This is a genomic window from Deltaproteobacteria bacterium (assembly GCA_016931625.1).
Taxonomy (GTDB): Bacteria; Myxococcota; XYA12-FULL-58-9; order XYA12-FULL-58-9; family JAFGEK01; genus JAFGEK01.
This window is the reverse complement of record JAFGEK010000175.1, coordinates 1-18,075: the sequence shown is the minus strand read 5'-3', so window position 1 is coordinate 18,075 and position 18,075 is coordinate 1. Positions and strand designations below refer to the sequence as shown.

Sequence of the window (18,075 nt, the reverse complement as noted above, 5' to 3'; positions counted from 1 at the left end):
TAAAAAAATTACAAGTAATTTAGCCAAATACCCAACTTGTTATGTACTTATAACACCACACCACATTGCACTAAAAACAGGGGGAGTTCATGAACACTAGCCAATCGCAAAACACTACTGATACTATTAAAGACGTGAGGTTTCTTGATCCAAAGCTCGATATTGTCTTTAAGTTGCTGATGCAGCGCGATTTATCATTGTTAAAATCTATGATCGAAAGCATTGTTAAGCTACCTGAGTCGATTACTGAATTGACTATTTTAAACCCTGATTTACCCAAAGAATATAGCTCTGACAAAGGTGTTGTTCTCGATGTTAGAGTTTGCTTGGCTAATAAAGCAATATTTGATGTTGAAATGCAAACCGAGCTGCCTATTGGTATTCGTTCAAGATTTTTATATTATTGGGCCAAAGAATACACTTGTGAGCTAAATCGCGGCGATAATTATTTTGATTTAATACCGGTTATTTCAATTATTTGGTTGGGTCGCAATTTATTTAATGCTGAAAAATTTCATAATATTTTTCATCTTACAGAAGATACAACCCATGAAGTATTTTGTTCTGATATTGAAATTCATACATTAGAGTTACAAAAAATTAATTACCTAAAAGAGAGTGATAATCCTCAGCTTTATCGATGGTCACGTTTTTTATTAGCTGATTCAGACGAAGAATTTGACCGTCTGGCACAGGAGGACCTAGTTATGAAAAACGCTAGAGATAACTTAGAAGAAATTTCAGCAGATCCTAATGCGCAATTTTGGGCCCGTGAACGCAAAATGTGGGCACGCTGTCATGCACATATCATGAGTTCTATTCGTAAAGAGGCCATTACTCAAGGCAGAGCCGAAGGTAGAGCCGAAGGCAGAGCCGAAGGTAGAACCGAAGGCAGAGCCGAAGGCAGAGCCGAAGGTAGAACCGAAGGCAGAACCGAAGGCATGGTTCAAGGAAAATCACAAACTATATTAACTGTTTTAGAAGCAAGAGGTATTCAATTAGATGATTTGCAGCGTCAACGTATTCTTGCTTGCAGCGATATCGAATGCTTGAATCACTGGGCTTATAAAGCTGTATCTATTAGCAATATTGAAGAGCTATTTGAGGTTAATATTATTTGATTGGTATTTTTTTCTCTTTAATCCACGTGGTATTGGAAAGAAACTCGCACCAGTTTTATCATTTTAGGTATGCGTTAAGAACATGGGAAGTTTCTCAATATATATTGGCGAAACATGGATACTTACGTTTGCCAATACTTTTGGAGGAGTTAATACAAAAACAGTCCATCCAGAATTCACTATTAAAAATCAATAGGTTATAAAAACTTAAAATCACTGCTGAGTCTTTAAGACGTCGAGTTTTTAACGCAAAAAATTTAATCCGAAATTTAATTCGATTTGGCTAGGGTAATTTTCGATGACATACTATAAATCGGTAGTTCTGCAAGTTGGAGCTTTAAGTGAATCGCGAGCAAGAGATACTAGACGAAATCCGTAAAGTCTTGGCTGGATTCGGGCCAAAGCTCGCTGGTTTCAAGGTATTGCTTTTTGGCTCGCGGGCCAATAATAGCGCGAAAGAGCGCAGTGATTTTGACTTGGCAATCATTGGGCCGACAGCGCTGGATTCGAGATTATATCATGATATACTAGAATCGTTGGATAATATCGATACGTTATATGGTTTCGATTTGGTGGACCTTGCTTGCGCTTCGTTGAAACTGCGCGCAGAAGTATTGAAAAACAACAAGGTGCTATATGAAGGTTATGATTCTGCTAAAATCGTTCAATCAGGCCTTGGACGAATTTGAAAAGGCACTACAGCAACCGGCGCAACAAGAATTGATTAAAGCCGGATGCATACAATATTTTGAATTTAGTTTCGAGTTGGCTTGGAAGACCATTAAAGAACTGAGCGAGTATTATGGAATATTAACGGTTCTTTCGCCAATGAGCGCTTTAAAAGAAGCTTTTCGCCAGCAATGGATTGATGACGAGCAAATTTGGTTGGATATGCTTAAGGCCAGAAATCGTATGGTACATACCTATGATGCAAAATCTGCCCTTGATATCTATGAGCTGCTTCCGCTTTATTTCAATAAAATGAATGAATTGGCAAAAACTATCACCAAACAATTTAAAGAGTAAGCAATTTTAAACCACCCAATGCCTTAGCAGCTTTGTTGCATGGTAATCGCCAAGGTCGCAAAAATGGCCGTGGTTTTTATACCTATAAAAATAGTAAAAAGGGCAAGGCTGACGCTTCTATTTATGCCTTATTAAATAGCAAGCGCAGATACAGCGATAAATTAAACAAAGCGGCCATTATTGAGCGCTGTGCTCTAGCAATGATTAATGAAGCTGCTTAACTATATAGATACTTGCGGAAAAAAAGATATATTAGAACGACTTGAAAAACTTGCGCAGCAGCACGGCGGGCGTTTTCACGCCAGCCATGCTGCTTGCGAGAAGTGAGATTAATAATTTGGATTTATTATTTTCTTGGTTGTCTATCCCAAGGCTGCTTTAATAGACTAAATAGACCTTCAAAGTATACTCGCATATTTATTGCGATAAATGGTCCGCCATATTCAAATAAAGTGTTATATATTGGGCTCCAGGTTAGGTGACTTTGATTTTGATAAGTAGCTAGATGTGAGGTTTTGGTATTTATATCGTAAGCATTCCAGCCGATAGCAGCTTGTACTTGCAGAGAGTTTTCAAACGCTCCATAGAAACTTGCCATCAATGCGCCACCACAGACCCATTCCCATATGTTTTTAGAATCTAAATTTGCTTTAGCAAATGAGTCAGTCAACACTTGTGCACCAAACATTGGTGTTAAGTGTATTTGTTCGTTTAACGGCATATCATAAGCTAACTTACCAGATACTGTAGTTTGCTTTGCCAAATATCCAGGTTTATGAGTACCTGGTAAATTGTAGTTTATATGTTCAAATCGAGCATAGCTAACCAAGCTATTTTTGCCAGAGAAGTCTAGAGAATAATGATTTTTACCATCCTTATCTGTAGTCCTTAATATTGGATTTAAAAAATCAAGGCCTTTAAAAGAAAGCCCAGCTGATGCTGCATAATTGCGATAATCATACGCATAGCCTTCGTGTGGTTGGGCTGATCTATTATGCTCTAATTGGATATAGGCATAACGATTATCCCATTTCGGACCATGTTCAAGTGCGAGTACTCCACCCACAAGCGGTTGATTCATTATTGGATTTTCCCACGATTCAGCTTTTAAAGACTCTAAATCTTTTGCACCTTTTTGGTAATAGCCCATAAGTGTAAACATGTTTTTACCGTGAGATATAAATAGCTGCAATGCACCAAAAGGTTTTTCAATTTTAATAAAAGGCTGGTCTGTTGGACCACGATTGCCGATATCAACAGAAATTTTAGCTGTAAAGCCTTTCAACCAACTCATACGCGCTAGCTTGTGTTCAGCATCAACTGCTGTTTTGTTATCATCTTTGACAGCTATTAATAAATACTTGAGTTGAGTTGCTGCGTCTCCTGTTAATTGTAAAGGAGGTTCTGGTGTGACACCATTAGCTATAACTTGTTTTATTTGTTTTACATCAAAGCCAGCATTCATCAGTTGTTTTTTAGTAACGCCAGCGCTAAGAAGTTGATTTATAGTAAAACCATTATCCTTTAGTTGTTTTACAGTAAGGCCAGCATTTATCAGTTGTTCTGGAGTAGCACCAGCTTTAATGGCATCACTGAGCGACGTATTAAAAGATTTATTTGCTTTATCTTTTACCGCAGTAAGCTTATCTATATATTCATTAGAAATTGGCAGCGATACACTTGGTGTAGTTACCTTGCCACCAAATTGCTCGTTCTCCCACATTTGATTCATAAGGAAATCATCACCCCAGTCATAGCGATAAAATGGGTCACGGAAATTATTCCACGAGCCAGCTTGTAACATCCAACCCAAAACGTCGATTTTTACGGTCCAGTCAGAAACTTGAAATCCAATTTTTTTATCGTTTTGACATTTCCAAGCTGCGGGTTTTATCATTAACTCAGCAGTGTCAACAGTCTTACCCTGATCATCAACTCTGAAACTGCTGCCAAATTTAAAATATACAGGAAGCTCAAGCAACCAATCTGGGGGAATGAGGGTAGTTTGTTGAGTACCATTAGCAGTATTTAGATGCACAGAAGGCGCTTGACCTAGCGAAAGTTTTCCATCTTCGTCTTTATTGATACCAAAAAGCCCATTAGAGCGACCAACTGGTTTAAATTCACCTTTTATAAAATTATCCACTAAAGATAATAGATAAGAAGCGTGCAAATTGAATTTAATATCAAATCTATTCTTAGAGATTTCATATTTTAGATTGTGAACCAGTTTATCGTTTTTAAGCCATCGGTTGAGTTCTTTAAGCGCATGCAAATCATTATCTATTAGACTAATTTTTGCAGTTACTTCTTTAAGCTGATCTTGCAGCTCTTTTATTTCTGCTTCGGTGCCAACCTTTTTCTCCTCTTCACCTATGAGATTTTTTAGTTCATTTGCTTTATCTTCGAATGGTTTTTTGGCTGCATTTGCCTGTTCTTTTAATATACCTAGCTCGGCATTCATTATATCAGTATGCTCGGGCATTAGCGCGACCATATGTTCAACTATACTGCCGAATTGAGCTCGGCTATATAATCCGAAGTGTTCTACGGGGGCGAAACCATAGACATCAGCCCCTGCAATATTCATATGAGTTTTGAGTTCATTTATTAATGCAACAAGATGTTTTGCTGAGTTGACATCTAGTGAACTAGCTGCTTCTGCCCCTTTTACTTTTTGATTATTTGAGTTATCTACAGTTTGTTTATCAGCGGTTGAGATAAGACTAATCTGATATTGAATTTCTTCAACTAGTAAATCCCTACTTGCTTTTCTGTTATCTGCTTTTTCACTTGATAATGTAGTAATGGTGGCATTAATATACGCAAGTTTAACCGGATCAGTATATTGACCGATCAAACTATTAGCTGCATTTTTCGCTGCGTCACGTTGATTATCGGCTAATCTTCTATAATCACGCAAAAAGGTTTTTCGCTCGCCTTTATCAAAATTTTTATCATCGATATAAATTTTTAGATTATTTATTAAATCTGTTGCCGTTCTTGGTTTTTCGATAATCTCGCCAGCCATCTTAGTATCTCCTTATATATATAAGCTGCTCAATGAGCTTATTACTTCACTTGTTTTGATTCCTTATACCGAATCCACTTGCAGTTATCGTCTGCAGGGCATCAAACGTTGCTGGTTTTTTATCAAAAATGTTACGTTGAGCGGTGGCCATGGCATGCAAACGATCAACTTTTTCTTTTGCGGCTATATTACTCTGAGCCATTTTGCCAAGAGTTGTTGCAACAGCTACAAATAAATCAAACACCTGATTTGCTGCATAAACAGAATTTTGCTGTTTAAGTAAAACACCAGAAAAAACAAGCAGCTCATTGGCAATTGCAAATAATATTTCGTCTGTTTTAATCACTTGCAATTGGCCTTTTAACTCTAAAAGCGAGGCATCGGAGAGAAATAAACCATTAGGGCCTCTTTTTAAATGATCTATTAATAACTCAGGAACATCGTTGGTAATGTTTTTGGCATCATGAAAGCTTTTAATTGTCATGAGTTGCACCTTATATTCTATCTACTTAATTTAAGTAGCACAGATGAATAAAAATGATACTTTTTCATATAGTGATAAATTAACTCTACAAGCAATAAAAACCATTATTAAAATTATACCACGAGAATAAATCATGAGCATAAGTGAATATCGTCATAGATGATGTTTTAGTTGCTTACTTTTTTAAGTAATTTTGGGGAATTAACGTAAAATTTAACCAATTATTATAAAATTCGTTATAACAGCGAGTTAGAATAATTTCTATAAATGATGAATTAAATCAGGAACACGCCCAAAAATATATAATGATTATTTCCAGTTGCTTTTGAGAATTAGCTACTGCTATCTTTCTTCAACTTAACCAGGTATATGCGTTTAATAGCGCTATTTTAAAAACTTAAGGAGTAATACTGTGGCTATTAATCCAAAATTTACAAATACAAATACAAATAAATCAGCAAAACCAATGGCTCAAAGCGGATCAGCAACATCATCAAATATTAATTCTGGCCAAAACAGGCAAGTTTTTTCAGGCGGCGCTGCAGTAATTGCACCTGCGGCAGCTTTTTCGCAGGGTGTACCACCAGGCGCATTAGTAGTTTTACCAATTACTAAGCCAAAAACTGAATTAATAGATAATCTACAAAAAGGCCCAATAATTATTACACCAGAGCAGATGTGGGACTTACTTGGCTTTAATGGCCCAGCGGTACAAGTGCAAGATGAAAATGGACGTCCAGTATCTATTGGTCTCGATGATTTGATTCCTGAACAACAAAAACGATGGAATCAAAATCCACAAGATATCAATCTAGGGCGTTCGTTTGCTAATATACTTATGAACTATGGGCGTTTTGAACAAGCAGAAAAAGTTATTGAAAAGTTAGCCAGTCTTCCCAGTGCTGCAGGTGAAGATTGGCAAGCTTTAGGAATGGTACAAGCGCAATTGCAAAAACTCGATAAAAGCGAAGAATCGCTTAAACGTGCGCAACAATTAATGCCCAAAAGTCCGATGCCAATATTGCTTTTAGCGCAATTAAGTAAAATGCGTGGTGATAGTGCAGCTGAGCGCAGTCTAATTGAGAAGGCAATTTCTACCGATCCTGAAAGTGTAGAAGCTTGGGGATCATTATTTGAAAGCATTATTGCCGTTGAAGGTGAATCACGAGCTACAACCGAAATAGAAACAATGGCAAAAAAACCAGAGTTTCAAAAGAGTGTTGCTCCATATTTTGCAATGCAAATGTATTATTCACGTGACCCTAATGACCCTAAAACACGTGAAAAAGCTAAACAGTGGGCCAAGAAGGCAAATGCACGCAACGCTACAGATGTACTAAGCTTGCTTAGTTTGACAGCAATTTATAGCCAAGAGGGAGATATTGAAAGGATAGTAAAACTGCTACAACCTCATGAAGCTAAAATGATTAACGATGCGAGATTGGCAAATGCTTATATTGATGCTTTATTTCAAGCACATCGTATAGAAGAGCTTTCGCAACTACTTGGTGTATTAGCAAAATCACCGAATCAAACTGTAAGAGAGCTAGCTGCTACAAAAACCCAGGCAGTAACGCAAATTTTACAGCAGCAGCAACAACAGCTTCTTGCAAGCACCATGCGTTAGCTTATGTTGCCACTAAAAGCTAAAGCATTAATTATTATTTTTTCTTTAGCTTTTTTATTTTTATTAGCGGCTTGCGGTGCGAGTGTTAGTGCTAACCACGCTAATAACTATATAGCTGCACCCGGGGTCGTAAACGCTGACAAATTTATCCCGACCATACCATTAGCAACAAACTATAGCGGACCGACTAATATTAATGCTGCTTGCTCACAAAATGCGGTGGTACAGGCAGTTTTGCAAAATAAAGTACATGCTAAACTTGATGAGCAGCTATGCCAAGTTGCTATGACCCTTACTGGTTGGGATAACAATCAAGGTAAGCCACCACCTATAATAACTGATAATTTAAATCGCTACTTTGGTATACCTGAAACCTCTTTGCAGGTTTTTACCAATACTATGGAGTTAATAGAGCCGCAACAAATTGCTCGTCGTGTTAGTGATAGTATTAATGATATTGCAAGTGAAATGGATTTTGCTCATTTTGGTTTAGCTACCATTCCAATTGGCACAAAACAAACTGCAGTAGTCTTAGTCATGCTCAATCGTCGTTTGTTATTAAAGCCCTTCCCGCGTGATTTGGCTTTAAAAACAAAAGCAATACTTCAAGGTCAAATTGCTTTTACACCAAATGTAAAAGAGCGCCAGGTGTTGGTAACCAAGTTGGTTGATACTAAAACGAATGCAGCAAATAAGACGGCTATAGGTGAACAGCAAATAGTCGTTTTAATTTCAGATGTTCAAGGCAAACTAACAAGAGTAAGTGCTCCAGTCGATACACCATTTGATGCTGAGGTTATTTGCAGTGACAAACCTGGCGATATAATTGTTCAATTTCTGCTTGAACAAAAAGACACAGAAAAAACCATAGCCACAATGCCAATAGCATGTGGCAAAAATTTACCAACTTCATTTTTACTGCCAGAACCTTTAAAAAATAAGTTGTCTATAAACGAAGTTGAAATAGAGTTATGGAAGTCGTTGCAACAAGAACGCACTTTAGTTGGCTTGCCAAAACTAAAAAATGATAACAACATATCAGCCATCGCGCAAAAAGTACTTGAACAAAAATTTATTAAGCAAACAAACGGGCAAACCAATAATAAAGTTGATGTTATTACCAAGCTTCGGAGCGTTGGCATAATTTCAAATTTGGTATTTCAAAATTCAACTCAAGCTAATACTATAGCCGCTGTTAAAGAAAGCTTATTATTAAATCCGATACAGCGTTCAAATATATTAAATTCTGAGATCACTCATGCAGGTATTGCGGTTGCATTTTCTGAACCTGCAGATAAAAAACCACTAGAGATTTTTGTCGTAGAACTATTGGTTAAGCAAAAAGGTGTAATAGACCTTGAGGCATTAAGTTTAAAGTTACTAGCAGCAATAGAACAAAAACGTGAGCAAGCAAAAGTAGGCAAACTAAACGTAGACGTGGTGTTAACGGAAGTTGCCCAACAGTACGCCCAAGAATTAGCTAGGAGACAAGGTCAAGTTCCCAAAACAGAGATTGATGCAATTTTAGCCCCCCTAGCGTATGGATTGCGCGATGTAGCAGTATTGTGGGGCGCTCGCAGCAAACCTCTTAGTTATGCAGATGATAAGCAAATTATTTCTGCGGCAAATGCTATTGGTATTGCGATGGCGCAAGGCAAGCATATAAAACTTGGTCCTAATACAGTATATGTGGTTATTGTTTTAGGCACCCGGGTGGGAAAGCTGGCGAGATAGCGCAAGAATATACTTAAGGGATATCCTAATTCACAAGATATCTTTAAGTTGTAAAATGGGAGAGTAATAGCCTGCCAATTTCATGCGATATAAAATATCCTCGGCTTTTTCTAATGACAGTTGTTTATCGACAATAGTCGCTTTTAAAATACCGATGGTGCCAGTATAATGTACGCCTTTGGCATTGCATATGTTTCGGGCAGCGCGGTCGTCGCTTATTACCACGCCGTTTTTTAAAATGGCAGATGCGATACAGGAAGCCTCACCCGGGCCTAATACTGTTAGCAATTCTCGATATAGTGCTCGGCTTGTTTCACTAAGTGTAATCAGCATAAAGATATTTTTGTTTAACAAGCTATCAATTGCTGTTAGTTTGTTATAACCGCGAGCAATTCCAGCCACTAACTCATCATAAACCTGCTGCGTAATAAAAGCATGGCCTTGGTAGCGATCGATTAATACTATCTCAGAGTTAGTTAATAAAAAATTTGATATTACCATAGTATCGAAAAAATATTGGTGTGATTTTGGCGACTTGGTTTTTTTAGGCATAGTGCGGGTCTTTTTCTTCAAAACAATTATTTTGCGAAATCGCGTGCTCGTTTAACCAAGTGCGTAACTCTAGAATATGCATTCCCATAATTTCGGCAAGTTTGCTCAGGCTAATAAAACCGCCACGATAGGCTTCTAAACCTTGACGCTGTCGATTAGTAATTTCTAATAAATCTAACTGATAGGTAGCACCTAGGGCCTGTCTGACTAATTCACCCACTGATTGACCACGCTTATCTGCCAAGTCTTTAAGGTTTTGGGCGAACTGTTTATCGATCTTTACATGCAAGGTTGCAGCACGCATAATTTTCCTCCAAGTTATTTATGTGTACCTATTTTTATATCATTGTACATGTAATTGTACAACTAATTACTTGGATATCGCTTGCATATATGCAAAAAAGCTTTGTCGCCTAAGACATTGATTTATTTTTTTACAATCCATTTATGCTGTTAGGTAAGGTTAAGTTTAGAGTCATCTGTATCGTTTGTGGTTTTAGCTGTGCTTGCTTTTAACAGCAAAGAAACTTTAGCCCCACCAGATGCAGTATTGGCAATATTGATTTTACCGCCATGTTCTAAAACTATTTGTTGGGTAAGCGATAAGCCTAAACCGGTACCAGCTTGTTTGGTTGAGTAAAATGGTTCAAAAACTCGTCGGATAACATCAGGTAAAAAACCTGTGCCAGTATCGCAAATGTCAATTATGACCTGGTTGGTAGAAGTTTTAGCGAAAGTGTTAATGTAAATAACGCCACCGTTAGGCATTGCTTCGCGGCTATTGCGAATTACATTGAGTAGTGCTTGCCGTAGTTGCCCTGAGTCAGCATAAGCTAAAGGTGGTGGTGTATCAAGTTCAAGCTGTATCTCAATTTTGTAAGCTTTCATTTCTTCACGTAACATGCTTGCTAAGTCGCTTACTAATTGATTGATGTCTGTAGCGCGTAAATTCGGACGCGGAAGCCGACTAAGATGCAAATAACCTTCGGTTACTTCGGTTAGACGTTCAATTTCGTTAGTTATAGCAGTTATTAGTTTGTAAGCTTCAGTGCGTTTTGGTTCACCTAGCTCAGCAGCAAAGTCTTCACCCAATAGTTCAGCATTTAAAGCAATAGCACTTAAAGGATTGCGGATTTCATGGGCAACTTGAGCAGATAAGCGACCTACCGCAGCCAAGCGCTCGGCAGCGAGCAATTGGTTTTTAGTATTAATGGTATCGGTGACATCGTCGGCAACGAAGAGCAAACCACGTGCAGCACCACTTTCATTCATGTAAGGGGCAATAACTAAATCAAGCAGTATTTCGCCGGTTGCTAAAGCATAAGGTAGAGCATCGTAATGGAGTGTACAACGTTCACTTATGGCACGTAGTAATTCGTTTTTAGCATCACGTGATTGTTTGGTTAGTGCATGAAAGATGGTTTGTTCAAGCAGGTTTGAGTCAACTGCATCATCACTAATATTAAGCAATAATTTGGCGGCACGATTATAGCTACGTAAATTTAATTCTATATCAGTAACTATGATTGCAGCGCGCAGGCTGTTAACCAGATTTTCATTATAAAGTTTTAACAATGCTAATTCTTGGGTAAGACGACGAGTAACTATAGTATTGCGTTCCGCTTCATGCATACGTTCGGCTAATTGACGGCTTTGCGCTTCTTGTTGATTGTCTATATCAATAAGTCGTTTTTGTAAGTTGTCTTCTTCTATAGATAAAGGTTGACTTGCGATTTTATTTTGGGTGAGTTGTGAGATACGATTGAGAGGACGTATGGCTAAATAAAATGAGATTGGGATCCATAATGCAATTATGATTATGACTAACCAAGGTATAGTTCGTGTGGTATTTAGAGTATAAGCTATTTGCCAAGCAGTTAATTGCCGGGTTAAAGCTGCGGTAGTGTGCAATAGAATATCCATCGAACGGTCAGCACGTTCTAATTTTTGCGTTGCAGCTAATATAGTATCATCATCGTTTTCGTTGACCGCAATTAATAGAGAATCAAGCGCATCAGCAACTTTACGTGCTTGATTAAGAATAAGTTTGATTTGAGAGATAAGACGGTTGCGGTGTGAACGCAGGCGTGAATCGGTATCGGTAATGTGTGCCGAGATTATGGCTTGACTCGCTTTATTGCCGTAACTTTCCATTTCTTTGAGGTAATGTTCAGATGCCCAAGCCAACATAGCTTCGCGAGTATTTTGTTGGTTTTCTAATACTGCGGCATTAGCGCGGCGTATGGTGCGTTGATGACGGTCATCAAGACGAGCAATTACGCGTTCGAGATTTGTGCGAATTTGATTTGTTTCAGCTATTTTTTGAGTCAACCACAGATGGTCTGATACTGCCAAAACCAATAGCAGTAAAACTATAATAATAGTTATTGCTAATGGCCACAGTGTTTGCCAACGTAGTGCTATCTTCACGTTTGTTCACGCACTATTACCGGAGTCGACACATTACGACGCAAGCTAACTCTAGCTTCGCGTTTATGCAAAATCTGCGTTAAAGTTTGTTCCGGTGGTGTTGAAGTTATAATATGGTGATAATCAATTCGCGCTTCATTACATAGTTGCTCAGTTTTATTTAGAAATTTTTTCATTTCATTAAGGTAGGCGTTACGCAGGGTACGTGGATGTACAAACAAGCGACGTTCATCTTCTAATGATGCAAATATTGATGGATTTTCAAAATGAAAGTTAATTTCTGCTGGGTCCATAATATGCAAAAGCGTTATGTCGTGTCTTCTGGCGGCTAAGTGACGTAGAGCAGTAAATAGACTAGGGTCAGCGTCAAAAAGATCAGAAATTATAAAAATTACCCGGCGGCGACGTCGAGATTGCGCAAAGCGATTAAGGCAAGCTCCAACTTGAGTTGGCCCCTCTGCCTTTAAGCGCACTAAGTGGCTGAGTATTTCAAGTAAATGCGTACTAGCTGCTCGTGGTAACAATTCAACGGATACTTTATCAGCAAAAGCAAACAATCCTGCTGCATCACCTTGACGTAGGGCTAAATAGCTTAAGGCACCAGCGATGGTGCGACTATAGTCAATTTTTTGCGAATATGAATCGCTGGCAAAACGCATAGAACCAGAATGGTCGAGTAATATTTCGAGTGTAAGATTGGTCTCGTCTTCAAACTGTTTGATGTGGTAGCGATCGGTTTTTGCGTAAGCGCGCCAATCAATATGCCGGATATCATCGCCAGGAGAATAAAGTTTGTGTTCGCTAAATTCAATAGAAGTACCACGACGAATTGAACGATGCATGCCAGCAAGCGCACCTTGAGCCGCAAGTTGGGCACGTAGTTGTAGATTTTCAATTTCGGCGAGTAAGGCAGCGCCAATTAAATTCGTTGTATTTGTGTCAACGTGGTTACCTTCACTCACTATCATGCCCCTTTTTATCTCGACGACTCTAAACCCTATTATAATCCTGTTAGAGGTTTTTTATCGTCGTATTTTTTAAAAAGATACCGCGCTATGAATATTTATCGTTTTGTTTCAATTTTTTCGATGATGCGATTAATTATATCATCAGCAGTGACTTTTTGTGCTTCAGCATGAAAATTAGTGAGAATACGATGGCGTAATACTGGGTGTGCTAATGTTTTAATATCAGCACTGTCAACTGCTGGACGACCGTCAAGAATAGCCCTGGCTTTAGCCGCAAGCATGAGGTGCTGTGCGGCGCGTGGCCCGGCTCCGTATGAAACAAACTCGTGAACTTCAGCAGGAGCACTAGCGTCTGTTGGGCGAGACATGCGGGTAATACTAACGGCAAGCATAACAATAGGTTCAGATGCTGGTACACGCAGTACTAAATTTTGAAAGTCGTTTATTGCTGCTGGGCTAAGCACTTTGCGAACAGTAGTAAACTCAGATGAGGTTGTACGATGAACAATCTCAGCTTCTTCGTGTAAATTTGGATAATCAACCTTTAGCATCATCATGAAACGGTCAAGCTGTGCTTCAGGCAACGGATAAGTGCCTTCTTGTTCGATAGGGTTTTGCGTAGCAAAAACGTGAAATGGTGGCGGTAATGGATAAGTGTGACCACCAGCCGTTACCCGCAGTTCTTGCATTGATTGCAGTAGCGCTGCTTGAGTTTTTGGTGGAGTTCGATTTATTTCATCAGCAAGTAATAAGTTGCAAAAAACCGGGCCTTTTACAAAACGAAAAGCGCGTTGTCCGTTGGCGTCTTGGTCAATGATATCAGTGCCAGTTATGTCAGACGGCATGAGATCTGGGGTAAATTGTATGCGATTAAACTCTAGGTCAAGTACATCGGCAAGAGTTTGAATTAGTAAAGTTTTAGCTAAGCCTGGTACACCAACAAACAACCCATGCCCACGAGCAAAAAGGGTGATTAACAAATGCTCAATAACATTGTGTTGCCCTATGACACGACGAGCGATTTCGTTTTGAATATTGCGATATGCTTGATGTAATTGTTCGGCACGTTCTCTATCTGAGGCGCCATTAGTATTTGGTTGAGTCATTGACGTCATAGTTTAATGGTATTCTATCAAGTTGCAACAGAGTGCAATAGTATCGTTAATAACTACTAAAAGTTTTTTCATTTTTGGCCTTCGCGTTTGGCAATTTCAGCGTCGAGGTCTTCAAAGGCATGAGCCGCACGTTCACGAACTTTAGCAACTGTTTTTTCAGGCATTTTTTCTTCAATAGCAGCAATACTTTGTTTCATAATGTCAACCGGATACACACAACCCCAACCATAAGTGCTGCGTTGTTGTTTTTGTGGACCAATAGCATCACGATCATACCAAAAGTCTGTTACCACCACCCCTTTTGAAATGGCTTGGGTGGTGGCAACGGTCATCATTTTAATGGTTTGACTGCGGTTGCTAGTTATCTCTTCAGTATATTGTGAGACTAGGGTTTCAACCACTTCAGCTAATTGAGAACGAATGTCTTCTACAACGGCTTCAAAGGTATTATCAGCAAAAAAAGTAGGCATCGAAAAACCTACGGCACAGAGGCGACCGCCAGGTTGCTTACCGGTTTTTGTTATCCATTTAGGTGTTTTCTCAGGGCTAACCGGAGGTCTAGCTTTATTTCGTTTTTTTAACTTGTTGGGGTCAAGATTTAACTTAAGCGCGATTTTGTTTGTATCAACGCAAGTATACGCATAGGTGAAGTTTTGCTGGGCAAACGGGCCCACCGCGTCACGGTCAAGCCAGTATTCAGTGTTTGATAATTGATCAATAAGGTCTACAGTAGAATCATCTATGTGCAAACCCCTAGCGATTTCAATATGTTGCGAATAATCAGTAGTTTTATCAACGATAGCTTCAAGGACATTGGTGCCAAGCACCCCAGCAAGATTGCGGATAGCCCGTTCGCGAGATAAGCGTTTGGGGTGAGGTGAGTACTCATCAAAACCAGCGCCAGCAACGCCGATACCACAGAGTTCATTAGCATTAATTTTGAGGTGAGTTACCCAATCGGGAGGTTTGGATAAAGGTGTAGTTGGAGCTGCCTTAGGCTTGGCTTTGCCCTTTGATTTACAGCCATTTATACCAATACCTATTGCAAACATAATTGATAGCAAGCAAATACCGCGATGCGTTATGGCTGAATTCATATAAATTCCTTTTTAAATCTGCCAAAATAATATGCGATCTTTGTATACGGTACATTAGCAGGAACCAGATAAGCCTTTCTATCTGTAAATTTATAACGGTATTTTGAAGGTCGGTGCTAGAGAAGTTTTACGATTATTTGTAATTTTTTCTTAAATATTATCATTAAGTTATTGACGAATGCTGCTGTCATCGCTAATTTGCGCGCCTCACAAGTAGGTGGGTCGTTAGCTCAGTCGGTAGAGCATCGGACTTTTAATCCGCTGGCCCAGGGTTCGATTCCCTGACGACCCACCAGTAGATCTTGATTTTTCAATACATTTTCTGAATCGCTATCGTCCAATAAGTCCGAAGAATCCATCTGATCCGCATATGTCTGTGCCATATGTGTGCCACTAATGGCACGTTGCATTAGTGCACCTAGCTCCTCTGTAGTGAACTTGCCATAGACCTTATCAACCATTGATGTTGAACCATGACCCATAGCGGAATGAATAAACCTTCACCATGGCGAACAGTAATTGCGCTCTTGGTGTTGGTCGTTATCAACCTTATTAAAAGAACATACATTGACTTTTGATTATCGATATATCATTATAATTATGGACTGGGAATTCTCGGTCGGTGGTCGGTTCTGGTAATTACTGGAGCCGACCATTTTTGTTTTAAGGGAATATTTTCCATCCACGTACTTTACCATTGTTATAAATTTTAGGCTCAATGATATCGAACGCACGATTTGGTTGCTCTGGTCTAAGAATATGTCTTGAGCATGGATAAGCTATTAAATCTGCTAATTGTAACCCAACTATATTAGTTCGTTTATCTTTAAATACTAGAGGGCATTTAAGTGATTTGAATTGTTGCGCTGATATGTAGTCAGTGCCGCATGTAAGCAGTTTATAAAAGGCCTTTTCAAGATTTCCATCTTCATTTTTACCTCGTGCTTCAGCTATTATGGGAAGCTCAAAAGTTTTTTCTTGATTTAAGAAATAAAATACTCGTTCCATGCACATTTTTAGTGCTAATTCATAAGGATCTTCAGCATTATGTTCATACTTAGTGATATGTTTGTTTTTGTTAATGCAAACGATAAAAATATTACATTTTACATCCTTCATAACAGCGTTAATGTCTTCAATGAAACGCTCTTTTTGGGCTTTATTCATTAGAAAAGCAAACGGGCCATTTGCCTTTCTAATGTCTCTGCTGTGAAGATTTATTCCTTCATGTATCCAATATTTGAGCTTTAGTTTGGCAATAGTTGGTATGATTGAACAAGCATAATCTTGGCGTTCAACAATAATAAGGCATAAAACAAAAATTGGGAAATCTCGATCAATTGTTTGCATTGAATGATCACCACATTCATCGATGAACCCAATGAATCGTGAATTGCCATTTATATTATTCATTAATTAATCCATTATAATTTTTGTGATGTGTAATCTCTGTTTTACTATTAAATAGCATATTTTTATTGTTCAATTTTCTTGTTTATATAAAAATAATATATTTTCACCTGCCTCTCTTGTTTTTTCTATGCTCCGATACTTCGGCGAGTAAAACGATATCCTGCAGCAATGAGTCAAGAAGAATCAATCGGCGTTTTTTGGGATAACGTGTTTCATATATTTGAGTTGCAATGATTCTGATAACTACAATCAACAAGATGACCTGAAACCCGTTAATAAATAGCTGAAAGACAGCATCACCTAAATTAGGAGGTGCTTTTTCCGTTTCGGCAAGAAGTAAAGCAACTGAGGCGAAGGCACCAAACATGGCGGATACCCAGCTGACGGTAAATATTCCGAATCCTGAAAACATTTTAGAAAAAGAAGATGACTCATTGCGTGCAGTTGTAACTAAGTCTCTAATCGTTTTACAGCAGTCAGGATTTAGCCAGCCATTCTGAGTCATAATATCTACAAGATATTTATGTCGACGTTCTTTGACTATCTTGGTCTTTTCTTTGACTGAAGAAATGCTTTTCCCCAACACTTTAGATGCATGTTTAAGGCTCGCTTTTTTGTGTTTGTCGCAAAAATTAATAATTAGTAATAATGAAAGTATGCTGAGATAAATAATATCCAAGCTCAAACGGTGCCAGACGACATTAACTGCCTATAAATATTAAGCAAATATCTAATGGCACAAACCAATCCAGAGTAGAATGTTATTTAAGGGTTTGTTTATTTAATGGTGCTACAGAATTAAAAGTTAAAATTCAAAAAAACGACAACCAATAATATTAAGTAGTGGGTATATAGAGAGACATTTCTGGTGGGAGGGATTTATTAATAATGGCATCAAAAGCACCGGCGGTTGAGCAATCAGCGTGGCCGCTAATACCTATACCACTACAGCCGTTTCAAACTGTCAACACTGGTGTAAAGTCAGCTGATAAAACTACCAAAGTCACACAAACAGAAAGTGCGTCTCCTAAAGGTTGGCAAAGTTATGCGGCAGACGGTAGGCAGTCAATACAATCATTTTGGGTGCCAACACTACAAAAATCAAATGCTTCTGGTGTTAGAATACGAAAGATTAAATCTAATAGCTTAGCAAAAAATAGTGATGTTAATAAATCAGAAAAACAAACGTATTTAAAAAATTCGCGAGAAGTATTTGATAAGTATTTGCATCAGGCAGAAGAAAAGGCCATTGAGTATACTGAACTGTCAAATTCGTTATGGCGTAAAATTGAAGCAAAAGAAAAGACTAGTCTGCAAGAATTTTTACGTAAGAAAACTAGGTTTGACCAAGGTGATAATGAAGCATTTGGTCAAGAGTATGCTCAGGCTATAGCTGACTCTTAGTCTCATTTTTCACTTTTATCGGAATTGGATTCCTACTTTCGTAGGAATGACGAGGAGTTACGTAAAACTCTCT

The 18,075-nt window shown here is 38.4% G+C and carries 17 protein-coding genes and 1 tRNA gene; 8 read left to right on the top strand and 10 right to left on the bottom strand.

The genetic code is table 11. The features are described 5' to 3' along the window. Positions 1–89: 89 nt before the first annotated feature. The 4 genes from JW841_15055 to JW841_15040 all read left to right on the top strand — a co-directional run bounded on the left by JW841_15055 (position 90) and on the right by JW841_15040 (position 2,368). Positions 90–1,121, top strand: coding sequence for an Rpn family recombination-promoting nuclease/putative transposase (locus JW841_15055; protein ID MBN1962252.1), 1,032 nt, complete (start codon positions 90–92; stop codon positions 1,119–1,121). A 341-nt stretch (positions 1,122–1,462) separates the two neighbouring features. Then, positions 1,463–1,810, top strand: coding sequence for a nucleotidyltransferase domain-containing protein (locus JW841_15050; GenBank protein MBN1962251.1), 348 nt, complete (start codon positions 1,463–1,465; stop codon positions 1,808–1,810). Then, on the top strand, positions 1,767–2,147 hold the full coding sequence (locus JW841_15045; protein MBN1962250.1) for a nucleotidyltransferase substrate binding protein: 381 nt from the start codon (positions 1,767–1,769) through the stop codon (positions 2,145–2,147). The genes JW841_15050 and JW841_15045 overlap by 44 nt, the downstream gene beginning before the upstream one ends. A gap of 32 nt (positions 2,148–2,179) precedes the next feature. Continuing rightward, positions 2,180–2,368 carry a hypothetical protein gene (locus tag JW841_15040; protein MBN1962249.1) on the top strand — a complete coding sequence of 63 codons (189 nt, stop codon included), beginning with the start codon at positions 2,180–2,182 and terminating at the stop codon, positions 2,366–2,368. A 125-nt stretch (positions 2,369–2,493) separates the two neighbouring features. On the opposite strand, the gene JW841_15035 is transcribed toward JW841_15040, so the two are convergent. Beyond that, positions 2,494–5,178 carry a hypothetical protein gene (locus tag JW841_15035; GenBank protein MBN1962248.1) on the bottom strand — a complete coding sequence of 895 codons (2,685 nt, stop codon included), beginning with the start codon at positions 5,176–5,178 and terminating at the stop codon, positions 2,494–2,496. A gap of 46 nt (positions 5,179–5,224) precedes the next feature. Then, positions 5,225–5,662, bottom strand: a complete 438-nt coding sequence (locus JW841_15030; GenBank protein MBN1962247.1) for a hypothetical protein — start codon at positions 5,660–5,662, stop codon at positions 5,225–5,227. Between the two features lie 412 nt (positions 5,663–6,074). Between JW841_15030 and JW841_15025 the strand changes: the two genes are divergently transcribed. Further along, a complete protein-coding gene (locus JW841_15025) occupies positions 6,075–7,289 on the top strand; it encodes a hypothetical protein (GenBank protein ID MBN1962246.1) in 1,215 nt (404 codons plus the stop codon). A 3-nt stretch (positions 7,290–7,292) separates the two neighbouring features. After that, positions 7,293–9,023, top strand: a complete 1,731-nt coding sequence (locus tag JW841_15020; GenBank protein MBN1962245.1) for a hypothetical protein — start codon at positions 7,293–7,295, stop codon at positions 9,021–9,023. A gap of 30 nt (positions 9,024–9,053) precedes the next feature. Here the strand turns inward: JW841_15020 and JW841_15015 are convergent, their stop codons facing one another. From JW841_15015 to JW841_14990, 6 genes are all read right to left on the bottom strand, one after another. After that, positions 9,054–9,524 (bottom strand): hypothetical protein, encoded by a 471-nt coding sequence (locus JW841_15015; GenBank protein ID MBN1962244.1) that lies wholly within the window; start codon positions 9,522–9,524, stop codon positions 9,054–9,056. A 43-nt stretch (positions 9,525–9,567) separates the two neighbouring features. Beyond that, positions 9,568–9,879, bottom strand: coding sequence for a hypothetical protein (locus tag JW841_15010; GenBank protein ID MBN1962243.1), 312 nt, complete (start codon positions 9,877–9,879; stop codon positions 9,568–9,570). 149 nt (positions 9,880–10,028) lie between these two features. Continuing rightward, the gene (locus tag JW841_15005; GenBank protein MBN1962242.1) at positions 10,029–12,005 is read right to left on the bottom strand and encodes a hypothetical protein; all 1,977 of its coding nucleotides are present in this window, start codon (positions 12,003–12,005) and stop codon (positions 10,029–10,031) included. Further along, on the bottom strand, positions 12,002–12,967 hold the full coding sequence (locus tag JW841_15000) for a DUF58 domain-containing protein (GenBank protein MBN1962241.1): 966 nt from the start codon (positions 12,965–12,967) through the stop codon (positions 12,002–12,004). Before JW841_15000 ends, JW841_15005 begins: the two co-directional genes overlap by 4 nt. Positions 12,968–13,068: 101 nt before the next feature. Next, positions 13,069–14,088, bottom strand: coding sequence for a MoxR family ATPase (locus JW841_14995; protein MBN1962240.1), 1,020 nt, complete (start codon positions 14,086–14,088; stop codon positions 13,069–13,071). 68 nt (positions 14,089–14,156) lie between these two features. Then, positions 14,157–15,185 (bottom strand): hypothetical protein, encoded by a 1,029-nt coding sequence (locus JW841_14990; protein MBN1962239.1) that lies wholly within the window; start codon positions 15,183–15,185, stop codon positions 14,157–14,159. Positions 15,186–15,404: 219 nt separating this feature from the next. Here JW841_14990 and JW841_14985 point away from each other — a divergent pair. Then, positions 15,405–15,480 (top strand) — tRNA-Lys (locus JW841_14985). Positions 15,481–15,848: 368 nt separating this feature from the next. Here the strand turns inward: JW841_14985 and JW841_14980 are convergent. Both JW841_14980 and JW841_14975 read right to left on the bottom strand, forming a co-directional pair. Beyond that, positions 15,849–16,598, bottom strand: a complete 750-nt coding sequence (locus JW841_14980; protein ID MBN1962238.1) for a DUF3800 domain-containing protein — start codon at positions 16,596–16,598, stop codon at positions 15,849–15,851. A 103-nt stretch (positions 16,599–16,701) separates the two neighbouring features. Continuing rightward, positions 16,702–17,283, bottom strand: a complete 582-nt coding sequence (locus tag JW841_14975) for a hypothetical protein (protein ID MBN1962237.1) — start codon at positions 17,281–17,283, stop codon at positions 16,702–16,704. A gap of 203 nt (positions 17,284–17,486) precedes the next feature. Here JW841_14975 and JW841_14970 point away from each other — a divergent pair, with 203 nt between their 5' ends. Next, positions 17,487–18,002 (top strand): hypothetical protein, encoded by a 516-nt coding sequence (locus JW841_14970; protein MBN1962236.1) that lies wholly within the window; start codon positions 17,487–17,489, stop codon positions 18,000–18,002. Positions 18,003–18,075 lie beyond the last annotated feature (73 nt).